The organism is Paraburkholderia flava, from assembly GCF_004359985.1.
Taxonomy (GTDB): domain Bacteria; phylum Pseudomonadota; class Gammaproteobacteria; order Burkholderiales; family Burkholderiaceae; genus Paraburkholderia; species Paraburkholderia flava.
The window spans coordinates 2,095,656-2,108,422 of sequence record NZ_SMRO01000001.1 but is presented as its reverse complement, the minus strand read 5'-3'; the positions used below and the strand labels follow the sequence as shown (position 1 = coordinate 2,108,422).

The window sequence follows — 12,767 nt, the reverse complement described above, 5'->3', positions numbered from 1 at the left end:
AGTCCGGTGTAGGTAGCGTGTGGGGTACGCGCATAGCCGGCCCGGGCCGGAGACGACATGACTCTTCGCTCGCGCCGCTATGACGCGAGGATTCTATGAAGTGAATATGAAAGTATATTGACAGGCGTTGTTAATGTTTGAGTCGGGATTTCGTTGGCAACCCGTCATCCGCCCATCATCAACCTCGGCGGCACCATCAACCTCAACGCGGCCGGCCGAAACCGCCCTCGACCCACGCCTCGGCATTGCCACGCGCCAGCCTGAAGCCCGCCGACACCTTCGCCTGCGCGAGCTGTTCGCCCAGCGCGTCGAACGCGGTCAGCATCGCGTAGGGATCGTCCTCGTCGGGCACGATGTCGAGCGTGACGAGGATCTCGCCGTCGGGGGAATCGACGGTCACGCGCTTGTGCAGCTGCGCATGCAGTTGCTGCTCGTGACGGCGCAGCACTTCCGATGCGGTCTTGACCAGCGTGTTGAACGCCGACGTATCGAGCGGCTTTGGATTCTTCTTGTCGCGGCCCATCGTCCACGGTCCAACGAGCGCGGGTTCGGCTTCGCCGTCCTTGATCATCTCGACGGCCCAGCCGTCGTCGTCTTCGTTCTTGATCACGCGCGCGGTCCAGCCGTTCGTGCGCCACAGGCGTGGGTCGAACTGTTCGTCGGGTGTGTCAGAGGCGTGGGAGGTGTCGGGGGTGTCGGTCATCCGGCTTGCTCGTGTGATGAGTGAGGCACGCAGTGCAAACCAGGCATTCTACCCGCGCGGCGACACCCGCCCGCTCCCTCCGACGATCGGCCAGGACCTCGCCACCAGCCCAGCCGTTCATTTCATTTTAAGAAAAAATCTATTGCGATCTGACCGGCGGATTTAAATTGAACTTATCGAGATAATTTAATCGCGCATAAAAAAACGCGGCCCGAAAGCCGCGTATAAAAGATGAAAAAAGACCACCCTTGGTCAAAGGGGCAAGACGAATTGTAGTGTGTCGGCGGCCCGTCTTCGACCCCGCAAACAGGAACAGTGACTTGCTTAAAATGTGCTGAATTCAGGCGCTTGATCGCGATCGGCGTTGCATTTCAACGCAATCGATCAGCATTGCCGTCGCAATGCCGCAACACCCCTTTCATTGACAGCCTCAATTCGTTCCACGAAGCATTCACGAAATCTCTTTATTCATATGGGTTTACCAATTTCAGGATGGCCATTCCCCATAACGGAATGCTTTGTTGTGCAATTCGAGATTAAAGCTTGCACTGTTAAGAATAAACTTCGCTGCGAATCGTCAGACCGCCGGTAGCACCCGCGGCGCGCGCTGAAGTGCGATTCCCCATGCACTGTTCTCGGAGTTGGAAATATGAAAAAAACCCTTATCGTTGCGGGCATTCTGGGTAGCTTCGCCGCCGCTGCGCATGCGCAGAGCAGCGTGACGCTGTACGGCACGCTCGATGCCGGCCTGATCTACTCGAACAACCAGGGCGGCCACAGCAACTGGCAGCAAGGCAGCGGCTCGGTGTCGAACACGTACTTCGGCCTGCGCGGCAGCGAAGATCTCGGTGGCGGTCTGCACGCGATCTTCACGTTGGAAAGCGGCTTCAACCTGAACAACGGCAAGTTCTCGGAAGACAACACGATCTTCAATCGTCAGGCGTTCGTCGGTCTGCAAAGCGACCGCTACGGCACGCTGACGCTCGGCCGTCAGTACGATTCGGTCGTCGATTATCTGGCACCGCTGTCGGCAGCCGGCGCGGGCTACGGCAACAACCTCGCCGCTCACCCGTTCGACAACGACAACCTCGACAACTCGTTCTCGATCAAGAACTCGGTCAAGTACACGAGCACGAACTATGCGGGTCTGCGTTTCGGCGGCCTGTATGGCTTCAGCAACGCGGCGGGTCAGTTCTCGAACAACCGTGCGTGGAGCGCGGGCGCATCGTATGACAACGGTCCGTTCAGCGTCGCGGCTGCCTACCTGCAACTGAACAACTCGGGCAGCAACAACACGGGCGGCGCAGTGTCGTCGGGCGACGGCAGCGCGCAGATCGCGGCGCAACTGCAACGTACGTACGGCGTCGGCGCGAACTACACGTACGGCCCGGCGACGGTCGGCCTCGTGTACACGCACACGCAGCTCGACAACATGCAGAGCGCGAACGTCGGTGGCACGTTCATCGGCGGCCTGTCGGGCACCAACCTGCACATGGACAACTACGAAGTGAACGGTCGTTATGCACTGACGCCGGCACTGAGCCTCGCGGCTGCGTACACGTTCACGGACGGCAAGGTGTCGGGTTCGAACGGCACGGGCGATCCGAAGTGGCACACGGTGTCGCTGCAAGGCGACTACTCGCTGAGCAAGCGTACCGACGTGTACCTCGAAGGCGTGTACCAGCACGCATCGGGCGAACTCGGCAACTTCGGTGCGAACGTGGCGGCGATCAACACGCTGTCGCCTTCGTCGACCGCGAACCAGACCGCCGTGGCTGTCGGCCTGCGTCACCGCTTCTGATCGACGTTGCGAACCGGGCCCGCATGCGGGGCCGGTTCGCAACTTGCAGGAAGCTGCGCGCGCACGACCTTGTGTCGTGCGCGCGTTTTTTTGTTGCTAAAGTTTTCCGCGCAAAACGGCTGCGGATCGCGCGGGTATACTGCCCGTCAGCCGTCCTGCCATCGCGCACGCATCGTCTGCCGTGCGCGCGCAAGCCGGCCTCTTCGCCGCGATGTGCCCCTGTGCGCATCGTTCGCCCGACAGCATTCGCGCCGCACGCGGCGTTCGGAATCCGGCGGCTTCGCGAGGTGCGCATGCGTTGATCGTTCGATCGCTTTGCGCCGCACGCATGCGCCGTCGCACCGAACGTCACGCGCGACCATCAGCCGATCTTCGACGATGAAACGACTCCTCCTGCTTGTTCCCGCTGTTGTTCTCGCCGCTTGCGGTTCTTCACCCGTTGTGCCGCCGCAGGAAGCGGTCTCGCTTCCGCCGCTGGTGTATGTGTCGTCGGCACGCCAGCCCGACGACATCGCGCGCTGTCTCGACGATCGTCTGTCGCGCGTGCAGAAGTCGAGTGAAAACGGCGTGATCACGCTGTCGGTCGGTTCGCGCTCGCACGCCGCGTATTACGTGTGGCTGACGCCGTCGCGCGGCGGCACGGTGATCAAGGTCGTGCATCCGGACGGCGCACCGGACGATCCGGCCGAAGAAGAAATGCGCTTCGACATCGCTCGCTGCACGACGTAAGCGCATCTAACTTTCACTCTCTGCGATATGGCCTCCAGCCACGCGCATCACGCGACCGGCTGGGCCGCCGGCGTGATCGCCGCCGCCCTCGTGCAGCAGGCGGGCGCGGGTGGCCCATTTCATCTGTGGACCCTGCTGACATTCGTGGCCGGCGTCGCGGGTGCGACCGCGCCCGACTGGCTCGAGGTCGCATGGTGGTCTCGCTCGCGACGCCTGTGGATCACGCATCGCACCGTCACGCACTGGGGCATCGGCTGGGTCGTGCTGCTCATCGTGTCGTGGCACTTCGCTGTGACCTCGCATCGTCCGCTCGCTGCCGCAGCGTTCGGCTTCGCGTGCGGCGGCCTGATGCACCTGCTCGCCGACTGGCCGAATCCACTCGGCGTGCCGTGGATCGCCGGACGTCATTCGTTGAACTGGTGGAATAGCGGGCGGTGCGATCTGTTGATCGTGGGGGCGTCGTGGGGTGCTGCCTGGGTGGTTGCCGCGCATGTGTGGCTGCATCGTGCGTATGCGTGGCCTTGGGCTGTGCATTGGCGGATCGGTTAGCGCGGCAACCCGCACCGCGCCAACCGACGATCGACGTGCCCGCCATGACTCAACCACCTCCGACGACTGGCCCGCGATCATGAACACCTGCCTGCAACGTCGACATCCACGCGCTAGAACCGGTAACCCATCGACAGAAAGGTAACGATCGGGTTAACCGCCAACTTCGCTTCGCTATGAACCTGCGCACCCGTCGGCAATGTCGTCGTGATATGGGCTTTCGTGCTGAACGGCAGATAGGAAACGGACGCCGAAACAGACCAGTGTTTGTCGAAGTTGTACATCAACCCGGCTTCGAATACCGGCGCCCATGTGCTGTCCACCGTCGCGTTCGATGGTGCAGCCGTCGTCGCACCGGACGTGACGAGTCCGCTGAGCGATCGCTCGAATGCGGGGTTCACGTGCACATGATTGAACCAGATATAACTCACGCCGACGCCAAGCGACGGGCGAAACTTCGAGTCCGCATCCGTGAAGTAATACTTCATCAGTAACGCGGGACTCCATTGCCGCGCGTTTGCAACCGGATTGATGCTGGGGGAAGCAAGTACCCCCGTTCCCGACACATCGACCCGTGGAGGGATGCCCACGACACCTTCCACAGCGATATGGTCTGTAAAGAGATGCGTCAATGCGATGCCCGCCGTGTCCTGATTGTTGACACTGGCACCGCTGTTCCGCAAGGTGTTGCCCTGTATTTTCAGAGGATCGCTCGAGTCTTGCGGCGCGAGGTGCATCCATCCGAACTGAACGACGTTGCTGCCTGCTGATTGTGCGAAAGCACCGCTACTGACGACGAAAGCGAGCGGCACCAAAGCAAGGTTTCTGAATTTCACGAGCGTGTGTCTCCGATACGATTTTTACTGGCGGGGTGGCCCATGGGGCCTTCGAGGGATCTACAACGGCCAGGCCGGCGGCGATACTTCAGGCGATGGCAGTTTTGCTAGTGATTGACGGCATCGCGCATGCGGGTCGGCGTTTTCTCGTCGCGCAATTCGCGGCGCAGAATCTTGCCCACGTTTGATTTGGGCAATGCCTCACGAAATTCGATGTGGCGCGGCCTCTTGTAGGCGGTCAGTTGCTGACGGCAGTGATCCATCAGTTGCTCGACGTTAAGCGAATGATTCCTTCGAACGACGAATAGCTTGACTGCCTCACCTGATTTCTCATCGGGAATGCCGACGCATGCACACTCGAGAACGTCAGGATGGGAAGACACCACGGCCTCGATTTCGCTCGGATACACGTTGAAGCCGGAGACGAGAATCATGTCCTTCTTGCGGTCCACGATCCTGACGAAGCCGCGTTCGTCCATCACGCCGATATCGCCGGACTTGAGGAAGCCGTCGTCGGTCATCACGCGCGCGGTTTCTTCGGGGCGATTCCAGTAACCCATCATGACCTGCGGCCCGCGAATCGCAATTTCGCCTTGCTCGCCGATCGGTAGAGGCTGGCCGGCGTCGTCCAGAATCGCGATGTCGGTCGATGAAACCGGCAGACCGATCGTCCCGGTGAACGCGTCGATCGTGGCCAGGTTCATGGTTGCAGTGGGAGACGTCTCAGAGAGACCGTAACCTTCGAGGATCGGGCAACCGGTGACCTGCATCCATTTTTCGCTGACGGCTCGCTGTATGGCCATGCCGCCGCCAATCGTGATCCGCAGTCCGGAAAAATCGATACGCGAAAAATTTGCGTCGCTCAACAGAGCGTTGAACAACGTGTTGACGCCGGGAAAGAAGTGAATGCGATGCTTCGACAGTTCCCGCACGAGGCTTGGGATATCGCGAGGATTCGGAATCAGGATATTCATCGCACCCCGGCGTGCACCGAACAGCATGCATGCGCCGAGCGCGAGGACGTGATACAGCGGCAGCGCGCATACGGTCACCATCGCGTCGAGCGGCGGATTCCGGTCCAGCACCGGGCGAGTCCACGCATCGTTCTGCAGGATGTTCGCTATGACATTCCGGTGGCTCAGGATCGCGCCTTTAGATACACCGGTCGTACCTCCCGTGTATTGCAGGAACGCAACATCGTGATGACCGAGCGCGACGGACTTGAGCGACAGCTCGCCACCTTCATGAAGCACGCATCGAAACTGTGTGGAACCCGGTAACCGGTAGCGCGGCACCAGCTTCTTTTGCTTTCTGATAACGAAGTTGGTCAAGGCCCCCTTCATCGAGCCCAGCAGATCGCCCATCGCGGCGACCACGACATGCTGGATTCCGGTACGTGCGACCACCTGCTGCAGCGTCGCCGCAAAGTTCTCCAGAATGACAATAGCCTCGGCGCCCGAGTCTCTGAGCTGATGCTCCAGCTCGCGCGGCGTATATAGCGGGTTGACGTTCACGACGACCAGCCCGGCCCGCAGAATGGCCGCGACGGCCACCGGGTACTGAAGCACGTTCGGCATCATCACCGCTACCCGCGCGCCTTTCACCAACCCTTTGCCTTGCAGCCATGCACCCAGACTGCGCGAGTGCGCATCGAGTTCCGCGTACGTCATGGTTTTACCCATGCAGACGTACGCGTTGCGGCTGGCGAACATCCGGAAAGACTCGCTTAGCAAATGAGCCAAAGACGGATATTGCGTCGGGTCGATTCGTTCCGGTACGTCATCCGGATAGGAATCCAGCCAGGGTTTGTTCATGGTCGTCTTGCTCAAGCAATATTCATGGAGCGCTCTTTCGGCGTGCCATGACCTCATTCGTTAAATTCAGCGTTAAGGGGAATCGGGTAGGCTGCGGCTAAGGCGCGAACTGTGACTGGTGCGTTAGCGACGCGCAGCGCTAGAGAGCAGATCGCGCAAGTGAAGCAAGCAGAATAAATTTCCACGCATGTCCCTACCTCCAATGTATTTTTCGGCTACACCTCTTTTGCCGGGGCGCCACTACATCGATCGGGTAGTGGGTCGGTCTGCCACGAAGATTCGCTTTACTAAGCGCTCCCTGTCTTGACAGCGTTTGCCAATCCATTGTGAAATCCCGCCACAAGAAACAACAGGAAGCGCGAGGATCTATGGACGTGATCGATCACAAGCGGGCCGGCACGGTGGCAGGACACTATGTCGGCCTGTTGCTGGATTACCTGCGTTCCTGTGGACATTCTCCCGAGGCGCTTTTCGGCGCGGCACGGGTTGCCGGGATCGAATCGGTGGACGTGCCGTTACGTCTGACACATGACGAGTATTTCGGCATTCTTGAACGGGCCGTGGCCGTTACCGCCGACCCCGATCTGGGCTTCAAAGCGGGCCTTCTCATCGCGCCACGCCATCTGGGCGTAGTGGGCTATGTGGTGATGTGTTGTGCCAATTTCGCAGAGGCACTTGCGCAATTCGACCGCTATGTGCGGCTGCTGCATGGCATTGGCCGGCCGTTGCTGGTCCAGCACGGCGATCGCGTTGAAATGCCGCTCGACTGGTCGGGAACATCGGTGCCCTCGCCTGTGTTCGCGCAATTGATCATGACGACCCGTGTGAGAATGTGCCGTCTGCTAACCGGTCAGGAAACCACGCCGGTGGACGTCGATTTCCAGTTCGCCACGCCGCGCGACCCCGGCCCGTATCAGCGCTTCTTCGGTGGCAAGGTCAATTTCGGTGCGGCTCAGACCCGACTGTCGTTTCCCGCAGAGTGTCTCGATGCGCCGGTTATCACGGCCAGCGCAGGAATGGCTCGCATCATCCGCGCCCAAGCCGATGCGCAGATGAGGCAACTGGCCGATGAGCCGGAATTCATCCGCGAGCTGAAGGTCATGCTGACTCAGGGCCTCACGATAGGCCGCATAGGCATGGCCGATATCGCACAACGCATGGGAATCTCCTCGCGTACGCTTCACCGGCGCCTGTCCGACTGTGCGTATGCTTTCCGCGATGTCCTGGACGACGTACGCCGTGAACGTGCCGAGTCTTATCTCGCGCTGTCGCAGCACTCGCTGGCCGATATCGCATTCATGCTCGGATACACCGAGCAAAGCGCTTTCCAGCACGCGTTCAAACGTTGGACGGGAACGACGCCGCAACAGTATCGCGTGGTTGCCGTGAAATGATTGGACACACCCCTTAAGCGGTTGACGCGGTACCTCACTGCGGGTGAAGCGCGCTCCCGCGCCTAAGCAGGCTACCCCCCCTTCTCCAGGCTAAACGTGCAAGTAGTATCAGCGTCGTGACGAATCCCCTTGACCTTCAACATAGCTTTAACCCTAGCATCTGATCGGAATCGCTCCATGTTGCTGCTTGCATAGCTTGCGCTAGCCGGCAGATCAACGGCATGGCGAGCGCAGAAAGAGATTCGATCAAGAAGATGTGAGGAAGAAAATATGTTTAAGCGTCATTTTTTTCGGAGCTGGCTTGTAGCCATCGCTGCAACTCTGTTCGCAGGGGCATACGCCCATGCAGCCGATACAGCCCAAAGCGAGGCGACACCACACCTAAGCGGAAAGATCCTTGTCGTCATGACGAACCATGCGAAGTTTCCCTCGCGGTCGGACACGACAGGTGTCTGGTTGACGGAGCTCACGCACTTCTACGACGTTGCCCAGGCAGCGGGGCTGCAAATGGATTTTGTGAGCCCGCTGGGTGGAGAGGTTCCAATTGATCAGCGCAGCCTGGGATCCTTCTATCTCGACGACGCAGCCCGGGCGCATCTGGCCGATCCTGCCTTCATGGCGAGATTGAAAACGACGCTGCCGGCCGGCGCCGTCGATCCTGCGAACTACAACGCGATTTATTTCACGGGTGGTCATGGAACGTTATGGGACTTCCGTGACGACAAGAATCTGAAGCGCGTGACCGAGCAGATCTATCGCCAGGGCGGCATCGTCGCGGCGGTGTGCCATGGCGTATCGGGATTACTGTCGCTGCAGGATGAAAACGGCAAGCCGTTGATCGACGGCAAAACCATTACGGGATTCTCCAATTTCGAAGAGACCCTGTCGAGGATGAAGTCTCAGGTGCCGTTTCTGCTGCAGGACGCGCTCACAAGTCAAGGTGCTCACTACACGAAGGCATTTTTCCCGTTCACGTCTTATGTCGTGACTGACGGTCGCATCATCACGGGACAAAATCCGCAATCCAGCAAGGAAATCGGCGAGGTCGTGGTTAAGCGGTTAGCTGCCGGAAATTGACGATCCGGTCGCATAGACAGCGTGACCGTTGCCTTTAACGTGTGTTTTCAAAAGCGCAATGAGCGGACTTCTTTGAGGAGGATTCAAGTTGAATGATCTGAGGCAAGCTGCTCTTGCCATACCCGTCTCCGCAAAAGCGGAAAGCGGCTGTGTCCGGGTAAATGGCATCGACGTAACCTACTACGACTCCGGCGAGCCCACTGCCGACGTCAATCAGCGTGCCCCAGTGGTGCTGGTGCATGGCACCGGCGGAACCGCTGCGAGTCACTACGGATTCCTGTTTCCCATTCTCGAATCGGGACAACGCGTAGTGGCGCTGGACTTCGCCCCTCCTGCCGAAGGCGTGACGCTAGCTTTGAGCGATCTTGAGGATCAGGTAAAGGCGGTCATCGAACACGTATTGCCTGGCCGCGCGGTAACGCTGGTCGGCTATTCGCTGGGTGCCGTGGTCGCGGCAAGCATCGCATCGACGCGCCCAGACCTGGTGAGCAACCTGGTTCTGATCGCAGGCTGGCTTAAGACCGATGCCCAGCAGTTGATCCGCAATAAGGTCTGGCAGGAACTCTATCAATCGGGAAGCCGGGCGATTGCCGACTTCACGGTTTTCTGTGCCTTCAGTCACGGCTTCTTCCACTTCCTTTCGCCCGAACGCCTGCATGCGATCACCGAGATGATTCGGCCGGGACCGTTCGACGCGCAGCAAATGGCGCTTAACCAGAAGGTCGATCTCTCCAGTCAGGTCTCGAGTATTCGGGCAAAGACCTTGATCGTCGGTTGCAGCCATGACCAGATGGTGCCCATCGAGCACAGCAAGCTGTTGTTCGGTGCGATCTCCGATGCTCGCTTTGCCGAAATAGCCAGCGGACACGGCGTGGTATTCGAGCGCCCAGGGCAGCTCAGTCAAGTGATCGATCAGTTTAACGAGAACCCCGAACGCTATCCGGCAGGCACGATCATTCCTGCCGATCATCCTTAAGGATTTTTCAATGACTGATTCGCTCAGGAATACGTTTGAAATAGCCATCATCGGTACGGGCTTTGCCGGGCTCGGCATGGGAGCGCGCCTGAAACGGGCGGGGAAAGACGACCTCGTCATCCTGGAGCGCGCCGACGAGATTGGCGGTACCTGGCGCGACAATACTTATCCCGGCGCGGCCTGTGACGTCCCCTCGCCGCTTTACTCGTTTTCGTTCCGGCTCAATCCAGAGTGGACACGTTTGTTCTCGCCTGGCCCCGAGATTCATGCCTACATGAAAACGGTGGCTCGCGAAGAGGGTTTGATTCCTCATGTGCGCTTCAATTCACCGGTCGCAAACGCAGCCTGGGATGTAGAGGCCAAGGTATGGAGACTCGATACGCCAGACGGTGAAGTGCAGGCGAAAATCCTCATTACCGGTACCGGTCATCTGGCCGACGAAAGCCTCCCATCCATCCCGGGTCTGGATAGATTCTCCGGTCAGGTGTTTCATTCGGCGCGCTGGCGTCATGACGCATCACTGGAAGGCAAGCGAATCGGTATCGTGGGGTCCGGTGCATCGGCGATCCAGATCGTTCCGGAAGTCGCCAGGCTGGCTGGACAAGTGGTCGTGTTTCAGCGCAGCGCCCCATACATTATTCCGCGCCCGGATCGCGCTTTTACCGAAGCCGAGAGGCAGATGTTCCGTCGGGATCCGTCGACGATGCGGAAGCTACGTGACGATATTTTCTGGATGCTTGAGAACACGTTTGCTTCCCGGCGTAGCGTGCCGCGTTATCTGGCGGAGAACAAGCGCGACGCCCTCGCGCATCTGGCGCGACAGATCTCCGACCCAGCGCTGCGTGCAAAGCTGACTCCCGATTACGAAATCGGCTGCAAGCGGGTATTGCTGTCGAACGATTACTACCCGACGTTCCTGCGCGATAACGTTACGCTGGAAAACGCGGCTTTGGAGCGCGTCGAAGGAGGGACTGCGGTTGCGGCCAGCGGTGCGCGATTCGACGTGGACGTGTTGATCTTCTGCACGGGGTTCGAGGCGGCGATACCGCCTTATGCGGGGCTCGTATGTGGCGCTGACGGACGTAGCCTGGCAGAGCACTGGCAGTCCGGTATGGAGGCCTATGCATCGACGACGGTGAACGGCTTTCCGAATCTCTTTGTGCTCAACGGACCGAATACCAGTCTGGGGCACAACTCCACCATTTATATTATCGAGAGTCAGATCGAATACGTGATGGACGCACTGGAATGGATCGATCGCACTGGGGGCGAACCTCTGGAGCCGCTGGCCACCGAGCAGGCACGCTATTCGGACCAGCTGCAAGCGAGCGCTGCCGATACGGTATGGCTCAGTCAGGGATGCAAGAGCTGGTACCTCGATCCACGCAGTCGAAAGTTGACGCTCATCTGGCCCAGCTTCGCGCATGACTATCGTCATCGCAACGGGCACTTCGACCCCACGGGCTATGTTGCCGAATCGGCGCAGGCATAGCGTTACGCTAGACATACTCCGGGGCAGAGAGGTTTCGATGGGATTGCGACAGGTTCAGGTAGCAGACCCAAAAGGAGCGGCAACATGACCAAACGCATACTGCACGTCGTCAGCAACGTCGCCAGCTATGCCGACCAGGCCGAGCCGACCGGCTTGTGGCTATCCGAGCTGACGCATGCCTGGCACGTCTTCGCCGAAAAAGGATATGACCAGCGCCTCGTCAGCCCGAAAGGCGGCGTCTCGCCGCTGGAACCACGCTCGCTCAGATGGCCGATGTCCGATGCGTCCGTGAAAGCGTGGCTGACCGACAAGGACCGCCAGGCACTTCTGGCGACGACGGCGCGCCCGGACCAGATTGATCCGGCGGACTTCGATACGATCTATTTCACGGGCGGGCACGCCGTCATGTGGGACTTCCCCGATCATGTCGGCCTGCAGCGAATTACGCGGGATATTTACGAGCGAGGCGGGATCGTCTCGTCCGTCTGTCATGGCTACTGCGGACTGCTCAATACGACACTCTCGGACGGCACCCTGCTCGTTGCAGGGCGCCGGGTCACCGGGTATTCGTGGGTGGAAGAAGTGCTGGCAGGCGTCGCGAAAAAAGTGCCCTACAACGCCGAAGAGGAGATGAAGCGGCGCGGAGCACGCTACGAAAAAGGCCTGCTCCCCTTCGTCTCGAAGGTCGTCACCGACGGTCGGCTGGTGACAGGGCAAAACCCGCAGTCCGCCAGGGCGACGGCCGAGCAGGTCGCGTCACTATTGTGACGATCGGCACGGAGGCCGCGCGGCAGGTGTTGAAGCGCCCTTAACCGCGCTTGACCTGCCGCTGCTGTTTCGCGTTGCGAAGCGGCGTGAGATTTTCGGCCGCCCGTGCCGGCGTTTTCATTTCCCCCGATTGCATCCGGGACAGCACTCTCTTCGTATTGTCCCCGCAGTCCATGTCGTCGGGTTTGGCTTCTATCTCCGCCACGAGCGCGACGAGGCGCGCCTTGCGTTGCGCCAGTTGCGTTTGCAGGGATTCGATGTCCTGCACCTTGCCGCGCAGTGCTTCGAGCAGTGAGTCGTGCTCCCATTGCGTCAGATCGGGCGGCACCAACGTACGAATCTCGTCCAGCGTGAAGCCGTCCCGCTGTGCGGCCGCAATCAGATTGAGCATCAGCACGGCTTGTGATGAATACGTCCGATAGCCGTTCGACTCACGTTCGACCTTCAGCAGCCCGATACCTTCATAAAAGCGAATACGTGAAGCGGAAAGGCCCGTGCGCTCCGCAAGTTCACCGATTTTCATGTTTCCAGCACTCCCTGGTCAGACCAAGACTCATCGCTGGCTTAATGTTGCCCGGTAACGGGAGCGTTGTCGACGAGTGCGCGATGGCGGCGCCGCGCATATGCG

General features: G+C 59.7%; 12 protein-coding genes. 8 read left to right on the top strand and 4 right to left on the bottom strand.

The features are described from left to right. Positions 1 to 202: 202 nt before the first annotated feature. Positions 203 to 703, bottom strand: a complete 501-nt coding sequence (locus tag E1748_RS09345) for a hypothetical protein (protein WP_133646801.1) — start codon at positions 701 to 703, stop codon at positions 203 to 205. A 649-nt stretch (positions 704 to 1,352) separates the two neighbouring features. Between E1748_RS09345 and E1748_RS09340 the strand changes: the two genes are divergently transcribed. The 3 genes from E1748_RS09340 (at position 1,353) to E1748_RS09330 (ending at position 3,782) form a co-directional block, all read left to right on the top strand. Next, positions 1,353 to 2,504 (top strand): porin, encoded by a 1,152-nt coding sequence (locus E1748_RS09340; RefSeq protein WP_133646800.1) that lies wholly within the window; start codon positions 1,353 to 1,355, stop codon positions 2,502 to 2,504. 378 nt (positions 2,505 to 2,882) lie between these two features. After that, positions 2,883 to 3,233 carry a sugar ABC transporter ATPase gene (locus E1748_RS09335; protein WP_133646799.1) on the top strand — a complete coding sequence of 117 codons (351 nt, stop codon included), beginning with the start codon at positions 2,883 to 2,885 and terminating at the stop codon, positions 3,231 to 3,233. A 27-nt stretch (positions 3,234 to 3,260) separates the two neighbouring features. Then, the gene (locus E1748_RS09330) at positions 3,261 to 3,782 is read left to right on the top strand and encodes a metal-dependent hydrolase (protein WP_133646798.1); all 522 of its coding nucleotides are present in this window, start codon (positions 3,261 to 3,263) and stop codon (positions 3,780 to 3,782) included. 113 nt (positions 3,783 to 3,895) lie between these two features. On the opposite strand, the gene E1748_RS09325 is transcribed toward E1748_RS09330, so the two are convergent. Both E1748_RS09325 and E1748_RS09320 read right to left on the bottom strand, forming a co-directional pair. After that, positions 3,896 to 4,594 (bottom strand): OmpW/AlkL family protein, encoded by a 699-nt coding sequence (locus E1748_RS09325; RefSeq protein ID WP_276324049.1) that lies wholly within the window; start codon positions 4,592 to 4,594, stop codon positions 3,896 to 3,898. A 131-nt stretch (positions 4,595 to 4,725) separates the two neighbouring features. Next, positions 4,726 to 6,432, bottom strand: coding sequence for a long-chain-fatty-acid--CoA ligase (locus E1748_RS09320; RefSeq protein ID WP_133646797.1), 1,707 nt, complete (start codon positions 6,430 to 6,432; stop codon positions 4,726 to 4,728). A 368-nt stretch (positions 6,433 to 6,800) separates the two neighbouring features. Between E1748_RS09320 and E1748_RS09315 the strand changes: the two genes are divergently transcribed. The 5 genes from E1748_RS09315 (at position 6,801) to E1748_RS09295 (ending at position 12,139) form a co-directional block, all read left to right on the top strand. Further along, positions 6,801 to 7,826, top strand: a complete 1,026-nt coding sequence (locus tag E1748_RS09315) for an AraC family transcriptional regulator (RefSeq protein ID WP_133646796.1) — start codon at positions 6,801 to 6,803, stop codon at positions 7,824 to 7,826. Between the two features lie 270 nt (positions 7,827 to 8,096). Next, positions 8,097 to 8,903 (top strand): type 1 glutamine amidotransferase domain-containing protein, encoded by an 807-nt coding sequence (locus E1748_RS09310; protein ID WP_133646795.1) that lies wholly within the window; start codon positions 8,097 to 8,099, stop codon positions 8,901 to 8,903. 88 nt (positions 8,904 to 8,991) lie between these two features. Beyond that, on the top strand, positions 8,992 to 9,879 hold the full coding sequence (locus E1748_RS09305; protein WP_205965215.1) for an alpha/beta fold hydrolase: 888 nt from the start codon (positions 8,992 to 8,994) through the stop codon (positions 9,877 to 9,879). A gap of 10 nt (positions 9,880 to 9,889) precedes the next feature. After that, on the top strand, positions 9,890 to 11,371 hold the full coding sequence (locus tag E1748_RS09300; RefSeq protein ID WP_133646794.1) for a flavin-containing monooxygenase: 1,482 nt from the start codon (positions 9,890 to 9,892) through the stop codon (positions 11,369 to 11,371). An 84-nt stretch (positions 11,372 to 11,455) separates the two neighbouring features. Continuing rightward, a complete protein-coding gene (locus tag E1748_RS09295; protein ID WP_133646793.1) occupies positions 11,456 to 12,139 on the top strand; it encodes a type 1 glutamine amidotransferase domain-containing protein in 684 nt (227 codons plus the stop codon). A gap of 40 nt (positions 12,140 to 12,179) precedes the next feature. Here the strand turns inward: E1748_RS09295 and E1748_RS09290 are convergent, their stop codons facing one another. Beyond that, entirely contained in the window at positions 12,180 to 12,662 is a 483-nt protein-coding gene (locus E1748_RS09290; RefSeq protein ID WP_133646792.1) for a MerR family transcriptional regulator, read from the bottom strand. Between the last annotated feature and the right edge of the window lie 105 nt (positions 12,663 to 12,767).